The organism is Thermoactinomyces sp. CICC 23799, assembly GCF_016055145.1.
Taxonomy (GTDB): Bacteria; Bacillota; Bacilli; order Thermoactinomycetales; family Thermoactinomycetaceae; genus Thermoactinomyces; species Thermoactinomyces intermedius.
The window spans coordinates 190,785-210,030 of record NZ_JAECVV010000007.1 but is presented as its reverse complement, the minus strand read 5'-3'; the positions used below and the strand labels follow the sequence as shown (position 1 = coordinate 210,030).

The following is a 19,246-nucleotide window of genomic DNA, read 5'->3' as shown; positions in this document are numbered from 1 at the left end:
GATGATCCATGCAACTCGATGAACGCTGTATTCGATTGCTTCGTGAAATTGCATCCCGCCCGGGCAGTTCATGGAGACAATTGCAGGAAAGGCTGGGGTTGTCCCGGCGCCAGATCACTTATGATTTGGAGAAGATCAATTCCTGGTTGAAAGAAGAAAACCTCCCGGCGATCCGGTATGTCCGGCAGCATGGATTTGTCATCCCTTCTTCATTGGAGGAATACTTGCAAAGATGGGATGCCGTCGAACACAAAAATTATGTTTGGACCGGCAATGAAAGAGTGAATATGCTCTTGCTCTCGCTTTTGATTGCAAGAGAACCGTGGTCGCTCGTCCATGTCTCCGGTTTACTGGACGTGAGCCGGAACACGGCATTGGCCGATCTGAAAGAAGCGAGGAAAAAGGCCCGCAAAGCCGGTGTGAATTTAATCTATTCACGGGCAGACGGGTATCGTTTTGCCGGCCCGGAATGGAAAAAAAGGAACTTGTTAAGGTGGCTTGTGATCGAGTGCATTCGCTGGGACAACGGCGAAATGCTTTTAAACGCCGTGTTGGATCAGGACACGGGGGTTTCCGGTGACCAGGTGTTAAATCAGTTGGAAGAGACGGAACAGCGGCTGGATATCCGTTATATGGATGAACATTTGAACCAGCTGAAGTATTTGCTGATGTTTTTAATCCGGAGGATCGAAGAGGGACACCGGGTCCGATGGCCGGAAAAGTGGGATGAAATCGCGAATACAAAAGCATTTGCCGCAGCCGGAAATCTGCTGAAAAAGTTGCTCCGTATCCCGCTTTCCGATCCGGTTTTCAGGCAGGAACAAGCTTATATCGCTTTGCTTTTGCTGTCGGGAAACATTTTTTCTCAGGCGGACCAGCCGATGCATGAATTGGCGGAAAAGATGATCAGGCGTTTTGAGCAAATCGGATGCCTTTATTTCTCGGAAAAGGAACAATTGGCTTCGATGATCGCCATGCATCTGGATCCGGCTTATTACCGGATTAAATACGGGCTGACACTGCCCAACCCTTTAAAGAACATTATTTTAGAAGAGCATGAAGCACTCCATTTCCTAGTGAAAAAATGTGCTGTTCCGTTTGAAGAAAAAGTGGGGAAACCCGTTCCGGAAGATGAATTGGCTTACCTCACCATGCATTTTGGGGGCTGGCTCCGGCGGCAGGGGTTGGAATTGACCAACCGGCCTAAGGCGGTGGTGGTTTGCCCTAACGGCATTGCCATCTCCAATTTGCTGACCCACGGTCTCAGGGATTTGTTCCCGGATATCCTGTTTTTGGATGCGGTGACAGTGAGGGAGTTCTTTTCCAAACGTTATCCGTGTGACTTGGTTTTTTCCACGGTGTACTTGCGGACTCAGGCCAAATTGTTTTTGATTCCGCCGATTCTGACCCAGGAAGAAAAGATGCGTTTAAGAAGTGAAGTTTCAAGGGAAATTTACGGTTTTTCCACGAATGAGGAGCAGATCTTGAACATCATTGAGCAGTACGCGGACATTCATGACCGGGCTGGTTTGTCCAAAGCATTGGCTTCGCTGTTCGCGCAAAACCATTTCGCTCCTTCATCAATAAAGGAGAGTCAGAAACCGATGTTGAACGAATTAATCACCGAACAGACGATTCAACTGGCCAAGAAGGCCGATTCATGGGAAGACGCCATCCGGCTGGCTGCAAAGCCTCTGGTCCAAAAAGGCTGTGTAAAAGAACAATATGTCCAAGCCATGATTGATTCGATTCATGAATTGGGACCTTATGTCGTGTTGGCACCGAAAGTGGCCATTCCTCATGCACGGCCGGATGACGGAGTTCATCAACTGTCGATGAGTTTTTTGCGATTGGAAGAAGGGGTGCTTTTTCCGCAACAGAAAAAGGTGCATTTGCTCTTTGTGCTGGCGGCGGTGGACAGTGAATCCCATTTGCTGGCGCTTGCACAACTGTCGGAAATGTTATCCGATGAAGCGGAGATCGAGAAGCTCATCCAAGCACAAACCCCGGAAGAAGTTTTGCAGATGATTCACCAATATTCGAAAGGAGATGGCGTATCATGAAAATCCTGGTGGTATGCGGAAACGGACTGGGCAGCAGTTTTATCATGGAACTGAACGTCAAAAAAGCATTGAATGAATTGGGTAAAGAAGCGGAAGTGGGGCATACTGATCTGGCGACGGCCCGCTCGGAAGAGGCCGATCTTTATATCGGAGCGCAGGATATCATTACGCAACTGGATGATGGCACCCGCAACATTGTCGCGCTGGAAAACGTAATGAATCTCGAGGAAATCAAAACCAAAATCGCTCCTTATCTCGATTGACATTTTGGACAGGAAGTTGGCGATGGAAATGGAATTTTTAAATGTTTTTCTCGATATTTTGGCAACGCCTGCAATCCTTGTCGGCGTGTTTGCCTTGATCGGTTTGCTGCTTCAGAAAAAAGAGGTTTCTCAAGTCATTTCGGGAACGCTGAAAACGGTGCTCGGCTTTATTCTGATTACCGCCGGCGGCAATGTCATCATCAGTTCGCTGGATGTGTTCGGTAAAATGTTCAACCGTGCCTTCTCCATTTCGGGGGTCATTCCGAACAATGAAGCCATTGTGGCCGTTGCTCAAAGCACATTTGGGACGCAAACGGCTTTGATCATGGTTTTCGGAATGGTCATGAACCTGGTTTTGGCCCGGTTTACCCCGCTTAAATTTGTCTTTCTCACCGGACACCATACCTTGTTTATGGCTTGTCTGATTGCGGTGATTCTGTCCACGGCCGGATTGAAAGGGGCCCTGTTGGTGATTGTCGGTTCTGTGATTCTGGGGATTTTGATGGTGGTTTCGCCTGCGATTTTGTTCCCGTATGTCCGTAAAATCACGGGTTCCGACGATTTTGCCGTGGGGCATTTTGGTTCCGTGGGCTATTTGGTGGCAGGCGCCGTCGGAAAATGGACCGGGGACCCGTCAAAATCAACCGAATCGATCAAAGTGCCAAAGCAGCTGGGCTTTTTAAGGGACACGTCAGTGGCCGTTTCCCTGACCATGGCGATCCTGTTTATTGTGGTGGCGCTCTTCACCGGATCGGGGTATATAGAGTCGCAGCTTTCTGACGGACAAAACTATTTGGTGTATTCCCTGATTCAGGCTGTCACCTTTGCGGCCGGGGTCTATGTGGTGTTGGCCGGGGTGCGGATGTTGATCGGCGAAATTGTCCCCGCTTTCAAAGGATTTGCTGAAAAACTGGTGCCGGATGCCAAGCCGGCTCTGGATTGTCCGACGGTGTTCCCGTTTGCACCCAATGCCGTGATTATCGGCTTTTTATCCAGCTTTGTTGCGGGATTGGTCAGCATGTTTGTGTTGCCGCTGTTCGGCCTGCGGGTGATTGTTCCGGGACTTGTCCCCCATTTCTTTACCGGAGCGACCGCAGGGGTGTTTGGAAATGCGACCGGCGGGCGCCGCGGGGCAATCTTGGGCGCGTTTGCCAATGGACTCATCATCAGCTTTTTGCCGGCTCTGTTGTTGCCGGCGTTGGGGGACTTGGGATTCCGTGAAACCACATTTGGGGATGCCGACTTTGGCGTCGTCGGACTCATTTTGAGTTTCTTGGCAGATTTCTTTTCATAAAGGAAATATTTTAAAGGGATGCCGGTGGTTTTGGGCCGGCATCCCTTTATTGCGCAAAAAAGAAGCAACGTGGGGAAAATTGCTTATTCACAAAATATACACGAGTTTTTCGTATTGATTATTATACATTTAATGATTAAAATTTATATTAATGGAATCCGGAGATTTTTCCTTTAAAAAATAAAAATTGTCATAGCAGGATGTTCATTCCTTGTCTTTGGATGCAGGAACATACATAATTCACATGATGGAGTCAAAAGGCGTGAAGTATTTCAAAATGTGGAAATTGCTGCAAAAATGAGTCGATCGTTTTATGAGGGGGAATCATTTCATTCCCCCCTTTCGGTTTCTTGAAAAGAAAGGAGGGAACGGCGGTTGAGTGTGATTGTCACTGTGATTTACGGTTCCGACGAAAAAAAGGACTGGGTGGATCTGGAACTTCCCACCGATGTCCCGGTCGGAGAGTTGATTCCAATCATGGTTGAAGCGCTTGAAGAACATCTGCAAAACATACAGGACCGGTTTGTTTTGGAAATCAAAAACAAAAACAGCGTTTGGGAAAAAATGGATGAAACAAAGGCGCTTCAAAACTATGGAGTCATGGACGGGTTTTATCTCCGGATTCAAAGAAAGCCGTTGGAAGAAGAAAAACATGACGATCTGGTCGAACAGCTGGGCTTGATTGAAAAAGAAGAGATCAAGGGGATTCTTGAAACTTGGAAGACCGATGGTTAAACCGGTAAAGGAGAGAAAGTGATGAGCATTATTTTTCAGAGATCGCCGAGGATCAAGGAAGAGATGCCCCGGGAAGTCATTGAGATCAGCGAACCGCCCAAAAAGCCGACGGCCCCGACTTTTTCTTACGTGCAATTAATCTTCCCCATTCTCATGACCTGTACCACCATCGGGTTGTATATTTACATGATTTCATCGGGGAAATTGGGCAATTCCAGTTGGTATATGTTTTCGATCATCTCTTCCGTTATGATGGCTTTTTCGTATATCATTCCGTTTTTCACTTATTTGTCCAACAAAAGGAAGTACAAACAAGACTTGGTCGAACGGGAGAGGAAATACCGGAATCTCTTGAAAAAATACCAAGAGGATCTGGAACAAAAGGAAAACCGGCAAGCGGAACTGCTCCGGAAATGGAATCCTTCGCCGCATGAATGCCTGAGAAGAATGCAGCGGAGAGACAGTTCCTTGTGGGAACGTTCGCCGCATGACAGCGATTTTTTGTCTTTGCGGTTGGGAAATGGCGATGTGCCGTCCACGCTGACGATCGTGGCGCCGAAACAGGATGAATACGAGCGGGAACCGCTCATCGATGAGGCCAAAGAACTGGAAAAAGAATACGGTCTCTTGGAGGACGTCCCGGTGTTGCTCCCGTTGAACAAACGGCAAGTGGTGGGGGTTGTCGGAGACCGGGATTCGATTTTAAGCACCTTCCGCAACCTGATCATTCAAATCGTGACGCACCATTCTCCGGATGAAGTGAAAATCGTCTCTTTTTATAACGAGGAAGAGGCCGATCGCTGGGATTGGATCCGGTGGTTTCCTCATGTTTGGGATGACCAGCGCCAAGTGCGGTACTTGGCATCCAATTATGAAGAAGCGCGGGAACTGGTGGATCACTTGTATGAAGTTTTGCGCCGCCGGAAACGGAACAAAAACCGGGAAATGATGGGGATGGAACTCCCTTATTATGTTTTTCTCATTTCCGACCCCGGTTTGTTGGAAGATGAAGCAATCCTGCCTTTGATTTTGAAAGAGCCGGATTTGGTCGGTGCGCGTACCTTGTTGCTTGCCGACTCCAAAGAAGTTTTGCCCATGCAATGTCAGGCCGTGCTTGAAGTGCATGAGGGAGGCGGCATCCTGAAAGAGACGAACTATACCAAGGTCGAAAAAGAAGAGGACAAATGGGAATACAAGTTTTATCCGGATCATGTTTCGTTGGAAATTGCGGATTTGTCCGCGCGGGCATTGGCTCCGGTCCGTCTGAAAGCCAACCGTTCCAATCAAATCCCACAATTGCTGACTTTGTTCGACTTGTTGGAAGTTGAGAAGATGGAGGAAATGGATGTCAAGCGCCTCTGGGAGCGGAACCGTTTCCCCAACACGTTGCCGGTTGCGGTGGGAATGAGCGCCGGCGGGAAGAAAGTCCGCTTGAACATTCACGATAAGATCGAGCGGCAAGGACACGGTCCGCACGGGCTGATCGCCGGTACGACCGGTTCGGGAAAAAGTGAAGTGATTCAGGCTTTGATCGCGGCACAAGCGTTGAAATATCATCCGCATGATATCGCTTATCTGTTGATTGACTATAAAGGGGGCGGGATGTCCAATATTTTTGAAAATCTCCCGCACTTGGCCGGCGTGATTACCAACTTGGACGGAAATCTCATTGAAAGGGCCAAGATTTCGTTAAAAGCGGAATTGATGAGGCGCGAACGGATTTTTAAAGAGGCAGGCAACATTCAGCATATCGATGAGTATTTAAGATCGGGCTATGCCGAAGAAAATCCGCTTCCGCATTTGGTGATTATTATCGACGAATTTGCGGAGTTGAAAAAAGAGCAACCCGAATTCATGAATGAATTGATCTCGATTGCGGCTAAAGGAAGAACCTTGGGGGTTCACTTGATTTTGGCCACGCAAAAACCGGCAGGGGTTGTGGATGACAAGATTTGGAGTAACGCCCGTTTCCGCATTTGTTTGCGGGTGCAAGATGAAGCAGACAGCCGTGAAATGTTGAAAATCCCGGATGCTGCCTGGATCACCAACCCGGGACGCGGTTATTTCCAAGTGGGAAGCAATGAGTTGTTGGAATTGGTTCAATTTGCATGGAGCGGTGCTCCTTATCGCCCGGGTTCTTCGCAAAATCAAGAAGCATCCATCAAGGAAGTGCTCTTGACTGGAAGAAGAGTGGACCGCACCAAACGGACATTGTCCGTGAAGAAGAAGAAAAAAGAAGGAAGAACACAAAAACAATTGGATGTGCTGGTGGATTATTTGGCCGAACAAGCCAAAGAGATGGGGATCGAACCGGTTGGCGGCCCATGGCTCCCGCCTTTGCCCAAACAGCTCTTCTTGGAAGAGTTGCGCGGGGAAAATGCGCCCGGTTGGGACGGGAAAACCTGGCAGCCGACAGAAAACTGGCTGGAACCGGCAGTCGGTTTGTTTGACGACCCGGAAAACCAAAATCAGGATACGTTGCGCATTCCGCTGAACGAAGGACATTTGCCGGTATACGGCATGCCGGGAACCGGTAAAACCACGTTTGTGCAAAACCTGCTGATGTCACTGGCTCTGGAACATTCGCCGGATGATGTGCATATGTACGTCTTGGATTTCGGGCGCATGTTCCGTGATTTGGCAAACCTCCCGCATATGGGAGCCATCATTCAGGATGACGAACCGGACCGGGTGAAACGCTTGTTCCGTTACCTGACGCAGGAAATGGAGCGCCGGCGGGAAAAAATCGTTGAATCCGGTGCGAAAACCTTCCAAGCTTACCGCAAGTCGGCATCGGAAAAAATTCCGGCCATCATCGTGGTGCTGGACGGGTATGTCAGCTTCAAGTCGACGTATGAGGAAGAACATCATCAATTGGAGAAATTGCTCCGTACCGGTGTGGGCTTCGGGATCCACTTCATTGTCACCATGAACCAATTGACCGACATGTTTGACCGGGTGAGAAACAACTTCTCCCTGGGGGTTTCCTTTGAACTGGCGGACCCGAGCGATTATTACTATGCGGTGGGCCGTTTAAGAACACCGCCGGTCAGTTTGCCGGAAGGACGCGGGTTTGTCAAAGGACAAGTGCCTCCGCTGGAATTCCAAAGCGCACTTCCGTCCGAAGGTGCGGATGAAATCGAGCGGTCCCGGACATTGCGGGAGAAAGCACAGCTCCTTTCGGATGCTTGGACCGGAAAACGTCCGAAAGAAATTGGTTCTCTGCCGGAAGTGGTGGAACTGCAAGAGCTGATTGTCAAACATGAAGAGAACAAGACTTCCTTGAATCCGTTGGAAGCGCCGGTGGCCATCTCCATGGATGATTTGACCCCATTTTATGTCAGTTTGAAGGACGGTCCTTACTTTGTGGTCGGAAGCCCGGTGGAAGGCGGGAAAACGTCTTTCTTGCAAACATGGATGTTGTCCCTTTCCTATTTTTATTCACCGGATGAAATCGAATTTTATTTAGTGGACTTCCGCCTCGGGGATCAAGGGCTGGCCATGGTGACCGGACTTCCGCATGTGAAGGGATATGCCACTGATGAAGAGGAACTGAAGGAAGTCTTAAAGCAAATTGATGAGAAATTGAGCAAGCGCGTGAAACCGAAAGGGTTTGAAGCCGTTTTGGCTGCCGCCAATGAAAAGAAAGAGGAAGGCCCGGCGATTGTACTGGTGATCGACGATGCCGATTACTTCAGCAAACGGATGAATAACTTTGATCTTCAAAATCAGCTGAACCAAATTGCAACGCAGGGACGGAGCAAAAACTTCTACATCATCATCTCCGGAACTCCTTCAAACTTCCCGTACAGCAGTGATAACTGGCTGGCGGAAGTGAAATCCATGGAAACCGGGTTTTTGTTTGCAAGTCTGGAACCGAACGATTTGTCGTTCTTCAAGATTCCGACATCGGAGTCGAGGGCTTATTCCATGGGGCCGGTTCAGCAAAGCTTGCGGGCCGGTGAAGGGTATTTTGCAAAACGGCGTTACACCAAAGTGAAAGGAGCGCTTCCTTATTCAGGGGAATGGACGCCGGTTACTTGGACGGAACGGATAAAACAGCGTTGGCCGTCCGTTGAAAAAAGCCCGTCTGAAAGTGTTGATGAACATAATTAACTACTTTTCATATAAAAAACAAAAGGAAGAATATTGCTATAACAATAATTTTTGTATATAATTTCAATGTATATATTTTGGCATTCATGAAAGGAGTTTTACGGAATGGCTCAAATTCAAATTGATCCGGATCACGTGGAACAAGTTGCAAAACAATTCCAAGCAAAACGTCAAGAAAGCGAACAAATCATCCAACACTTGAAAAGCCAAATCACCGGCCTTGAAGGTCAATGGAAAGGTATGACCAAAGAACGTTTCTTCTCCGATTTCCAAGAAGCTGAACAAAACATGAAAAACTTCACCTTGCTCTTGGAAAACATTTCAACCGCATTGACCCAAATCGCCACCAAATTCCGTCAAACCGACCAAGCTTAATGGGATTTGGGACAGGCAGATCCGATTTCCATCGGATCTGCTTTTTTTATGCAATTAAAAAACCTCCGGCAATACCGGAGGCTTTCATTCTTTCTTGGGAGAATCCGGCTGGTGATAGATGCCTTCCATCTCCCATAAGGATTCCATGTTTTTCAGGTGGCGGGTGACTTCGGCTTTGTTCATCCGTGCGGCCGCCGTCAGAAGTGCGTTGATCAAGCTTAACGGGGCAACAAAGGAGTCCAGAAACGACGGCAGGTTGCTCGCGGCCACCAAACACAAATCCGAAACGCCGGCCAATGGGGAGCTGTGTGCGTCCGTAATGGCCAAGGTCGGCACGTTTCTTTTCCTGACGAATTGCATGGCTTGGATCGTTCGCGAGGTGTAACGGGGAAAACTGATGCCAATCACCAGGTCTTTTTCCGTCAGGGTGGACAATTTTTCAAACATGGTGTCCGATTCGGTGATCAACTCTGCATGCTTTTTTAACAGTTGCAAGTAGAAGGTGAGAAAAAAGCCCAATGAGTGGGAACTGCGGAGAGCGACCACCGTGATGGTATCAGCTTGATGGATTTGTTTGGCCGCCTCACCGAAGACTTTGGCATCCAGCATTTGAATTGTTTGGTTGAGATTAGCGATGTCGTCGTTCAGGATTTCATAAGCGATCCGCTGCTCCTCGGGATAAATGTCACCGGCCAGATCCAATCTCTCCACGGTGGTGATCCGTTTTCGCAGTTGCTCTTGCAAACTGTGCTGCATATCGGTGAATCCGGAATAGCCGAGGAAAGTGGAGAAGCGGATAATTGTGGCTTCCCCCACTCCCGCCCGTTCTGCCAGTTTGGCCGTGGTCAAAAAAGCGGCAGTATCCGGATTGTTTTCGATATAGCGGGCGATTTTGCGCTGGGCTTTGCTCATCTGACTGCTCTTCTGGCGAATTCTTTGAAAAATGTCCGATTGTTTTGTCAAACCATCATCTCCTGTTTGATCAGTTTCAAAACCCCCTTTTCAAATTGTTCCAGGGTTTCATCCATGATTTCCGGGGTGTGTGCCACGGAGGTGGAAAAGCGGTTCAGGGGTTTTACATAAATCCCCTGTTCCAATAAGAAACCATCCAATTTTTTGCGTAAGTCACGATTGGAGTTTAACACATCGTAAACTTGTCGGACAGGACGGTCGGTAAACACCAGATTAAAGATGCTGCCCATCCCCACCGTTTTGCCGTTGAGACCGTGGCGGTTCAAGATTTCCTCCATTCCGCTCCGCAAACGCAAAGTATTCTCTTCCAAAGCTGAATAAACACTCTGGTTTTCCAAAAGTTGCAGCGTGGCCCATCCGGCTGCAAGGGTTAAGGGATGACCGTTGTGTGTCCCGCTGTGAAACAAAGGTTTTTCACCGGCATTACCCGATTCCATGGACAAGATGTCCGTTCCACGGGTGGGGGAGCATAAATCCAGGATGTCTTTTCGTCCCCCGACCACGCCGACCGGAAAACCGCCGCCCAACACTTTGCCCAGTGTGGTCAGATCGGGGGAGACCCCGTAATAGCCTTGCGCTCCCGCCAAGCTGACGCGAAAACCGGTTTTGATCTCATCAAAGATGAGCACCATGTTCCACTCCCGGGTCACTTCCCGGAGACCTTTTAAAAATTCCGGATCCGGCGGGATGTATCCGGCTTGAACCGGTTCCAGGATCACGGCACCGATCTCCGCGTGATGCTTCCGGAGAAATTCGGCGGTCCGATCCAGATCATTAAAAGGGAGAACCAGTGTGTTCGCCACAATGTCTTCAGACAATCCGTAAGAATCGGAGGTGGTGACGGGCATGGCATCGGAAACGGAGTTCGAGGGATGGACATTGATCAAAACTTGGTCGAAACTGCCGTGATAATGCCCGTCAAACTTGACGATTTTCTTTTTGCCGGTCCATGCGGTTGCCAGCCGGATGGCCAAAAGGGTTGCTTCCATCCCGGAATGGGTATAGCGGACTTTCTCAATTCCGGGATACAGGTCAGCCAGGTGTTTGGCCATTTTTTGTTCCAAAGCGTGGGGGGTTCCAAACGAAGTGGTTCCCCATTGGTTCAAAACCGTTTGGATCGCACGGTTGACGGCCGGATGACCGTGTCCCAAAACAAGGGCTCCGTAACATAAGTTGTAGTCAATATAACGGTTTTTGTCTATATCCCATACATAAGCCCCGTCAGCTTTTTCCATCATGATCGGATAAGGTGAAAAATATTTGATATTGGCGGTCACACCCCCGGGCAACCATTCGCAAGCTTCTTGATAAGCCCGGGCGGAGCCGGAAGTTTGTTTTACAAAGGAAGAAGTGAACATCACGTGCACCTCGCTCAGAAATATTTACTCCATATAAATTAATAAAAAGAGTATATACTCCATTTTTCATACAATGGAGCACTTGTAAAACCGGAAGAAGAACGAAAAGGAGTGGGAAATCCGGTAAAAACGGCGTTTTGATCCGGAAAACTCCTGCTGTCTTTGGATTCTGCACAAAAAAACATGTCTTGCCGACATGTGGAGGGATCGCATTATTCAATTTGCCGGTTTAAATATTCCTGCAGAATGATTTCCAGCTGTCTTCCTGCCGGCATCCGCCAGTCTTTTTGCATCCGGGCGGCGGCTTCCAAAACGTTGGTCAGCAACACGCCCGCGGATTGCAATTGCTGGCTGACCATCCATATGCCGCCGGCGGTATGGGAGCAGGAAACGTCCATCAGGGCGTAAGAGGTGTAACCGTGTTGGACGGCAGTGGCGGCCGGCAGGGTTAAACTGATCTCTGCAATGGCTCCGGCCCAGAAAAGGTTTCTTTTTCCGGCTTGCCGGATGGTGCCGGTAAAACAGGAGTCATCCCAGGGGTTGACGGTGGTACGGGAAATGATGACGGGTTTGGAATGCAGTTTTCTCCATTCGGGGATGAGCGAGGCATCCGATAACCCCAAGCTGCCATAGGTCATGATGACAGGCAGATGGAACAGGTTGATCACTTGGATCAAGGTTTTCAGGTTGTCCCGGATCTGTGTGTTTTCCGGAACCAAAGGCTCAAGATAGTCGTTTAAGATCACCAGGCTGTTTTTCGGATCCGGCATTTCGGTTTGCCGGTTGAAACCGTTCCGGTTTACCGGCTTAGGCCTGCCCGTCCTGAAAAACGGCTGATTCTCATAGTGCACTTCATGATGAACTTCATGATGGACTTCGGTAAACCGGTTTCCATCTCGGGTGGTGGAGGTGGTTGAATGCTTTGGATACATAGAGATCCCCTTTGCCTCAGGATGTTCATTTATATGTATGCAACAGCCGGCAAAAAAGCAACGCATCGGATGGTCCCTGACGCAATCAACCGGATAAAAAATCATTTTTTTAATGTATTTTGACAAAAATGAAACATTTTTTCGGTATATTATATATTGTCCTACTGATACGAAAAGGGGGAATGATCATGAAACGTTATTGGTCTGTCGTGATGGCTTTTGTCTTCATTTTCTCCATTTCTTTGTCCCAACCGGTTTTTTCCGCGCCGGATTTGTCAGTCCAACCTTCCGTAACGTATGAAGCTGAAGCGGCGGACACTGTCGTGACGGTTTCTGCAAAGATTGCGGAGCTTCGCGGATATGATTCGGATTATGAACATCAACAAATTCTGGTGAATAATATCAATGTGTTGGATATTGAAAATGGAAATGCAAGTGACATTCCCAGCCGGGCGTTTGTCGCGATTCGCATCGATGAATCGGGAATCGGCAGTGAAATCCCCAATCTTCGCGTCGGGGCTTCGATCGTGATCAAAGGGGAATTCATTCCGGAGGATGAAGCGTATAAAACGCCGGATAACTGCTGTGATGCCGTCATTCATTTCACCCATGACCCGGTCGGATATGTTCAATATGACGGGGTGACTTACCGCTAAGCCTGAAAGAAACCGTTTGTTAGACAATTTTTTAAATCAATCAATCCGATTTTCGGGAGGATGGTATGTCCCGTTTCAGGGAATATTGTCCTCCCGTTTTTCACATTCATGATACTCTGTATGTGATAAATTATTTGAATCATGAACGGAAAGGAATTCACTGAGGCCTTCCCAAAACGTTGAAAGGATTCTTGCTGAGTGAAGAAACAAAAAAGGACATAACACACAGGCACTGTATGCCACCTGTTATGTCCTTGCATCGGGTTTCTCTTTTTGGCTGAGGTTGGTTTCTTTTTAGAAAATAAGGAGTTTAATAAACAAAATCGCGGCAAACGGAATAAAAAAGGGGAAGAAAAAAGATGCCTTCAGTTGTGAGTCTCTGCTTTTTCTGAGTGGTTTGAAGTAGATGCCGCCCTTGCTTACCCCGGTGATCATACCGGTGATGGTGTGTCCGCTGATCAGTTTGATCCGCACGATTTTCCCCTTGTACAAACGGCTTTTCTTTAACCAATGTTTTTTGGCGGGCATAGAATCTCTCTCCTTTCTTTTCTTTATCATCATATGGAAAAAAGGAGAGACAGACAGGGCGTGTACCTTTGTGCAGGAAGAAAAAGGGATGCATCATTTTAACGAAGAATATCTTTTTTAAGAACACAGCAGGATTTTTCCGGAAAGGATGACACACGTGAAGGATTCTCAACTGAAACAGCTCCGGCTTTTTGCTTTTCCTTATGCAGGCGGCTCGGCAAATATTTATCATGACTTGAAATCATATTTGCCGGCGGAAGTCGACTTTTGCCCGGTGGAATTGCCGGGACGCGGACGCCGGTTGACCGAACCGCTTTGTGAGGATATGGCTTGCCTGGTGGAAGATGTTTGCCGGCAAATCAAGGGACAACCCAATCTCCCTTTTGCATTTTTTGGATATAGCATGGGGGCATTGCTCGCTTATGAGTTGGCCGTCCGGTTTCAAAAAGAAGGAAAACCCCCGGTTGCGCTTTATGCAGCGGCCTGCCGTGCGCCGCATTTGCCGCGCCGGGAGCAGAACCCCGGCGATTTGTCTGATGATGAAGCATTGATCAAAAAACTGCGCGAATTAAACGGGACACCGGAAGAAGTCTGGCAAAATCCGGAGTTACTGGAGATTGTGTTACCGATTTTGCGCGCTGATTTTTCGGTGGTCAGCCGCTATGTTCATAAACCGGCAGCTCCCCTTTCGTGTCCGGTCATTGCTTTTGGAGGCGAGCGGGACCCGGATGTTTCCGAAGAAGCACTGCTTGAGTGGGAACGGCATTCGAACGGTTCGTTCCGCCATTACATCTATCCGGGAGACCATTTTTTTATCCATGGAAACAAAGATGACTTTTTCAAGACGTTGAGCCGGGAACTGAATCGCGTCATCAAGGAGAAAGTAAAAGGATAAAGGAGCGGTTGTCGTTGCAAAAGCAGGACTCATGGATCCCCGGGAGGGTCTGGGTTTATCAAACGCCGGTATCAGCGGCGGTCCCGGAGCTTGCCGTTCTGTTGAATCATACCGAATTAAAACGGTTTCGTTCATACCAAAAGGAAGAAGATCAAAAACGGTCGCTTTTGTCTTTTGCTTTGCTGCGTTTGTTGTTGTCCCGGATCACCGGGAAAGATCCGCGAAAGATAAAGATTTCCCGGGATTGTCCTTCTTGCGGAAAGCCCCACGGTAAGCCGCGGGTGACAGATGAAGGACCCGTTGAAGTGAATATTTCACATTCAGGCAAATGGGTGCTGACCGCCATTGCCTTTCACACTCCGGTCGGCATCGACATTGAACAAATCCATCCCGAACTGGTTGAAAGTGAGATGGTGAAAAGGGTGCTTTCCGCAGAGGAAATGAGCGAATGGGAGAAATTACCCCCGGGGGAAAGAAAAGAGGCATTTTACCGGTACTGGACATGGAAAGAAGCGATCTTGAAAGCGACCGGAGAAGGGTTGGCGGTTCCGATGACCCGCTTGACGGTGACCAACCGGGATGGTTCCCCGCAGTTAACCCGGTGGGAAGGCCGTGAAGACCGGGTCGGTCATATCCGTTGTCACCCGCTGGAAGTGGATCCGCAATATGCCGCTTGTCTGGCCGTGATCGGACGCGCTGAAGAAGTTCTTCTCAGGCAAGGGGAAGAAATCATACAAGCATGGTTAAAAAATCAAAACGCATGGACTGCCCGTTGATTTTCGCGGGCTTTTTTATCATGAAGAGAATTTCCCGGACATGGAACATGAAGAAATCGCTGGATTGGCAGGGATGATGATGGAGTGGATACAAATCGGGCCCATGTTGCTTCGCTTGGAGTGGCTTGTGTTTTTTGTGGGCGGAGGTTTGGGAATGGCATTGTCAAGATGGTTGGCGATCAAGAAGAAATTGGAGCCGGCTTGGGATTTGGATATTATTTGGATATTATCCTCCAGGCGATTGCCATGGGAATGTTGGTTTGGAAATTAAGTGCGGTGATCTTGGAACCTTCATTGTTTTTAAAATATCATTGGACCATTGTTTACTTGCCTCCTTCCGGAAACGGGGATTGGTTGGGGGTATTGATTGCACTTGTCTATTTGGGAATTTATTTTTTCCGGTTGAAAAAACGGATGCGCCGTGGATGTTTGGACCTGTCCGGTATTTTGATGGGAGTCGTACTGGCGGTGAATCAATGGATCCGCGTCTTTTGGGATGGGGATTGGAGCCTTCAGTGGATTCATTTGCCGGCGGCGGTCCTGCACAGCATGATTTTGTACTGGCTTTGGAGGCAGGGGCAGAGAAAAATGGGAACGGGAGAAGTGTTTGCTGATTTTTTGGCTTTTTCCGGATTGGTTTTGTTCGCTGGTTCCTTTCCGGTGTTTTACCCGGATCCCGGGCTGTTTTTTGTAAAAACCGAATGGCTGGGCTTTTTCATGACCATTGCCGGACTCATTTTATACTTCATGCTCGATCAAGACAAAGGGGAAAACCGCTTGTAAGACATTGTGCGAAAATGACACGGCCCGGCCCGTTCATCCGGATAATCGGGAAGGATGTGTTGGTTTCGGAAAAAGTTTGATCGTTCAGGGTGATTTAATTTCGCAATGAATGATTTTATTTTAATTGTTGATAAAATAAAGTATTTATGTTATCCTGAAAAAAACGATATCTCGTTTTTCAGGGGGAGTCTGTCACCGGCAGGCTCCCTTTATTCTTTTTGACTTAATTTTTAAAAAACTTGAGGGGTGAGGTGGAGAAACCATGTTTTTTGTCCAATTGCTGCTTATTTTGGTTGCAACAAAATTGGCAGGCGATTTGAGCACCCGGATCGGACAGCCGGCCGTTTTGGGGAAATTGATCATCGGTGTGATTTTGGGACCGGCGGTGCTGGGATGGATTGAAGAGAGCGAAATGATCCATCAAATGAGCGAAATCGGTGTGCTCTTGTTAATGTTCTTGGCCGGTCTGGAAACCGATATTCATGAGTTGAACAAAAGCCGCACCTCTTCTCTTGCCGTGGCGGTGGGGGGAGTGATTCTCCCGTTGGTCGGAGGATATCTGATTGGAACCTGGTTCGGGATGGAACCGTTTACCTCTTGGTTTTTAGGTGCGCTGTTTTCGGCAACTTCGGTCAGCATCACGGTTCAGACGTTGCGGGATCTTGGAAAGTTGCAAACCAAAGAAAGTGTTACCATATTGGGCGCGGCCATTGCCGATGATGTCATTGTGGTGGTGCTGCTGGCCTTTTTGATGAGTTTTTCCGGATTGCAGGATGTCAGTCTCGGATTGGTGATCGGTCAAAAAATCTTGTTCTTTGCCCTGATTATCTTGCTGGGATGGAAAGTCGTTCCGTGGGCCATGAAATGGATGACCCGCATTCGCGCATCCGAAATTGTGGTCAGTTCCGCATTGATTATTTGCTTCGCCTTTGCCTTTATGGCGGAAGAAATGGGTGTTGCCGGAATCATTGGCTCTTTTGCGGCCGGCCTTTCTCTGTCGCAAACCAAAGTACGCCATGAAATTGAGGAAAAATTGAATCCGATTGCTTATTCCGTGTTTGTTCCGATCTTCTTTGTGAGCATCGGCTTGCCGGTGACGTTTGACGGGCTCGGCAATCAAATCGGACTGATTGTGACGCTTTCCATCATGGCTGTTTTGTCCAAATGGATCGGTTGCGGACTGGGAGCCCGTTTGACCGGATTTAACACCGCTTCTTCCATCAGCATTGGTTCCGGCATGATTTCACGCGGGGAAGTGGCTTTGATCATTGCGTCCCTCGGATTGAGTCAGCATCTGTTGCCCGCCGAATGGTATACATCCACGATTTTGGTTGTGATTTTGACCACCATCATCACACCGCCGTTGTTGAAAATCACCTTCCAGAAAATGACGCCTTCCAAAAAAGAGAAACCCCGGCAAGAAGCACTTGCTTCCAAATGAAAATCCCATGTCAGGCCCCTTGATCCGGTAAGGAACAGAGGGGCTTTTTTATGCCAAATGGATGATGGAATTTTTAAATAAATAATTTTCAAAAAAGTTAACTTTTACATAAATAAATATGTTATATTTTTGAATATATATTATTTATTCAATAATCAGACAAATAATTTTGAAGGAGGTTTATTCATTGTCAGAAAACAAGAAGGTTGACAGAATGGCCTCAACGCATCCGGATTGGGAGGAAATTTCCCGCTCACCGGAGTTTCGCGAGCTGATGCAAAAGAAACGGCGGTTTATCATTTCAGCCACGCTCTTTTTTGCTCTCTATTATTTTGCCCTGCCTTTTTTCACCGGTTATTTTGAGTTTCTCAACACTCCGTTGATCGGTTCCATCAATGGAGCCTATCTGTTTGCCATCTCCCAATTCTTTATGGCTTGGATCCTGGCTATATTATATGTTCGTCATTCCAACCAAACTGATCAATTGATACAGCGCCTGATCGAGAAGAAGAGGAGGGAAGTTTCGTGAACACAACCGCATTTTCGCTGTTTTTGGTGATTGTGTTGTTGACGCTTTTGGTCACCTATTGGGCCGCCAAAAGGACACAGACCACCACGGATTTTTATGCGGCGGGCCGGTCGATCAAGGGATGGCAAAACGGGATTGCCATTGCCGGGGATTACATGAGTGCTGCCTCTTTCCTCGGAATTGCCGGGTTGATTGCTTTGGGAGGTTTTGACGGGTTTCTTTATTCGGTCGGCTGGTTGGTCGCCTATCTGGTTGTGTTGATCATCGTTGCCGAACCCCTCCGGAACTCCGGCCGGTACACCTTGGCGGACATGCTGGCCTACCGCATGAGGGCAAAGCCGGTCCGTTCCGCAGCAGCGCTGAGCACTTTGGCGATCTCCACCTTTTATATGATTGCCCAACTGGTCGGGGCAGGCGGGATCATCAAGTTATTGCTCGGGATCGATTTTGAGGTGTCGATTATCATTATCGGGGTTTTGATGATTTTGTACGTGGCATTTGGCGGGATGCTGGCCACCACTTGGGTGCAGATCATCAAAGCGGTCTTGTTGATGGCGGGAACGGTTTTGCTCAGCTTCTGGGTGCTTGCCCGGTTTGATTTCAGCATGGTGGAGATGTTTAATCAAGTTTCGGACAAGCTCGGGCAAAGGTTTCTTGAGCCGGGACTGTTGTACACCAATCCGTTGGACAACATTTCATTGGGACTGGCCCTTTTGGCCGGGACGGCAGGCCTTCCCCACATTTTGATCCGTTTTTATACGGTGCCGACCGCCAAAGAAGCACGAACTTCCGTCGTCTGGGCCATGTTTATCATCGGGGCGTTTTATATCATGACCACGTTCCTCGGTTTTGGTTCGGCCATTCTGGTCGGCCAGGAAAAAATCATCGCCGCGGATAAAGCCGGAAACATGGCGGCGCCCCTGCTTGCCGAAGCATTGGGAGGAAATTTCTTTCTCGCCTTTATTTCTGCCGTGGCCTTTGCAACCATTCTGGCGGTGGTGGCCGGGCTCGTGATTTCGGCAGCCGGTGCCTTTGCCCATGATTTTTATTCCAATGTTTTGCGTGGGGGAAAAGCCACGGAAAAAGAGCAAATGCGGGTGGCCAAATGGGCTTCGGTGGGAGTCGGGATGGTGTCCATTATCCTGGCCATTCTTGCCAAGAACCAAAATGTCGCTTTTTTGGTTTCCCTCGCCTTTGCCGTGGCTGCCAGCGCCAACTTGCCGGTGATCCTCTTCAGTTTGTTTTGGAAACGCTTTAATACAACAGGTGCGGTCACCGGGATTTTAACCGGACTGTTCAGCTCCATCATTCTCGTGTTGATCAGCCCGAACCTGATGAACCCGGAAGATGCGCTTTTTCCGCTGGGGAACCCTGCCATTGTATCCGTTCCGCTGGGTTTTATCGGTGCTTGGTTGGGAACGGTGTTTTCCCGTGAACCGGAAGCGGAACAGAAATTTACGGAGCTCTATGTCCGGTCCAACACCGGAATCGGTTCCGAATAAACGGAAGAAGCCTGCTTCAAAAAAAGCA

17 protein-coding genes are annotated in these 19,246 nt (G+C 48.4%); 13 read left to right on the top strand and 4 right to left on the bottom strand.

The annotated features are described in order from the left end of the window. The first annotated feature begins 8 nt into the window (after positions 1-8). From I8U21_RS11175 to I8U21_RS11150, 6 genes are all read left to right on the top strand, one after another. Positions 9-2,063, top strand: a complete 2,055-nt coding sequence (locus I8U21_RS11175; protein WP_181731443.1) for a BglG family transcription antiterminator — start codon at positions 9-11, stop codon at positions 2,061-2,063. Then, complete coding sequence (locus tag I8U21_RS11170) at positions 2,060-2,326, top strand: PTS sugar transporter subunit IIB (RefSeq protein ID WP_198053926.1); 267 nt, start codon at positions 2,060-2,062, stop codon at positions 2,324-2,326. Before I8U21_RS11175 ends, I8U21_RS11170 begins: the two co-directional genes overlap by 4 nt. Before the next feature lie 28 nt (positions 2,327-2,354). Further along, positions 2,355-3,620 (top strand): PTS ascorbate transporter subunit IIC, encoded by a 1,266-nt coding sequence (locus tag I8U21_RS11165; protein WP_181731622.1) that lies wholly within the window; start codon positions 2,355-2,357, stop codon positions 3,618-3,620. A 381-nt stretch (positions 3,621-4,001) separates the two neighbouring features. Next, entirely contained in the window at positions 4,002-4,355 is a 354-nt protein-coding gene (locus I8U21_RS11160) for an EsaB/YukD family protein (protein WP_370527077.1), read from the top strand. Between the two features lie 21 nt (positions 4,356-4,376). After that, positions 4,377-8,471 (top strand): type VII secretion protein EssC, encoded by a 4,095-nt coding sequence (gene essC, locus I8U21_RS11155; RefSeq protein ID WP_181731446.1) that lies wholly within the window; start codon positions 4,377-4,379, stop codon positions 8,469-8,471. Between the two features lie 105 nt (positions 8,472-8,576). Continuing rightward, positions 8,577-8,846 (top strand): WXG100 family type VII secretion target, encoded by a 270-nt coding sequence (locus tag I8U21_RS11150; protein ID WP_181731447.1) that lies wholly within the window; start codon positions 8,577-8,579, stop codon positions 8,844-8,846. An 84-nt stretch (positions 8,847-8,930) separates the two neighbouring features. On the opposite strand, the gene I8U21_RS11145 is transcribed toward I8U21_RS11150, so the two are convergent. The 3 genes from I8U21_RS11145 to I8U21_RS11135 all read right to left on the bottom strand — a co-directional run bounded on the left by I8U21_RS11145 (position 8,931) and on the right by I8U21_RS11135 (position 12,108). Beyond that, complete coding sequence (locus tag I8U21_RS11145) at positions 8,931-9,809, bottom strand: MurR/RpiR family transcriptional regulator (RefSeq protein ID WP_181731448.1); 879 nt, start codon at positions 9,807-9,809, stop codon at positions 8,931-8,933. Next, a complete protein-coding gene (locus I8U21_RS11140) occupies positions 9,806-11,176 on the bottom strand; it encodes an aspartate aminotransferase family protein (RefSeq protein ID WP_198053924.1) in 1,371 nt (456 codons plus the stop codon). Before I8U21_RS11140 ends, I8U21_RS11145 begins: the two co-directional genes overlap by 4 nt. Before the next feature lie 212 nt (positions 11,177-11,388). Continuing rightward, complete coding sequence (locus I8U21_RS11135; protein WP_181731450.1) at positions 11,389-12,108, bottom strand: cysteine hydrolase family protein; 720 nt, start codon at positions 12,106-12,108, stop codon at positions 11,389-11,391. A gap of 188 nt (positions 12,109-12,296) precedes the next feature. Here I8U21_RS11135 and I8U21_RS11130 point away from each other — a divergent pair, with 188 nt between their 5' ends. Further along, on the top strand, positions 12,297-12,764 hold the full coding sequence (locus I8U21_RS11130) for a hypothetical protein (protein WP_181731451.1): 468 nt from the start codon (positions 12,297-12,299) through the stop codon (positions 12,762-12,764). A gap of 294 nt (positions 12,765-13,058) precedes the next feature. Here the strand turns inward: I8U21_RS11130 and I8U21_RS11125 are convergent, their stop codons facing one another. Next, complete coding sequence (locus I8U21_RS11125) at positions 13,059-13,292, bottom strand: hypothetical protein (RefSeq protein ID WP_181731452.1); 234 nt, start codon at positions 13,290-13,292, stop codon at positions 13,059-13,061. Between the two features lie 157 nt (positions 13,293-13,449). On the opposite strand from I8U21_RS11125, the gene I8U21_RS11120 reads away from it, so the two are divergent. The 6 genes from I8U21_RS11120 to I8U21_RS11095 all read left to right on the top strand — a co-directional run bounded on the left by I8U21_RS11120 (position 13,450) and on the right by I8U21_RS11095 (position 19,218). Further along, positions 13,450-14,187: a thioesterase II family protein gene (locus tag I8U21_RS11120; protein ID WP_198053923.1), complete on the top strand. Its 738-nt coding sequence runs from the start codon at positions 13,450-13,452 to the stop codon at positions 14,185-14,187. A gap of 14 nt (positions 14,188-14,201) precedes the next feature. After that, positions 14,202-14,963 (top strand): 4'-phosphopantetheinyl transferase family protein, encoded by a 762-nt coding sequence (locus I8U21_RS11115; RefSeq protein ID WP_198053922.1) that lies wholly within the window; start codon positions 14,202-14,204, stop codon positions 14,961-14,963. Between the two features lie 84 nt (positions 14,964-15,047). Next, positions 15,048-15,746, top strand: coding sequence for a hypothetical protein (locus I8U21_RS11110; protein ID WP_198053921.1), 699 nt, complete (start codon positions 15,048-15,050; stop codon positions 15,744-15,746). Positions 15,747-16,008: 262 nt separating this feature from the next. Further along, positions 16,009-17,187, top strand: coding sequence for a cation:proton antiporter (locus I8U21_RS11105; protein WP_198053920.1), 1,179 nt, complete (start codon positions 16,009-16,011; stop codon positions 17,185-17,187). A 214-nt stretch (positions 17,188-17,401) separates the two neighbouring features. Then, on the top strand, positions 17,402-17,716 hold the full coding sequence (locus I8U21_RS11100) for a DUF485 domain-containing protein (protein ID WP_198053919.1): 315 nt from the start codon (positions 17,402-17,404) through the stop codon (positions 17,714-17,716). Beyond that, the gene (locus tag I8U21_RS11095; protein ID WP_181731458.1) at positions 17,713-19,218 is read left to right on the top strand and encodes a solute symporter family protein; all 1,506 of its coding nucleotides are present in this window, start codon (positions 17,713-17,715) and stop codon (positions 19,216-19,218) included. The genes I8U21_RS11100 and I8U21_RS11095 overlap by 4 nt, the downstream gene beginning before the upstream one ends. Positions 19,219-19,246: the final 28 nt, after the last annotated feature.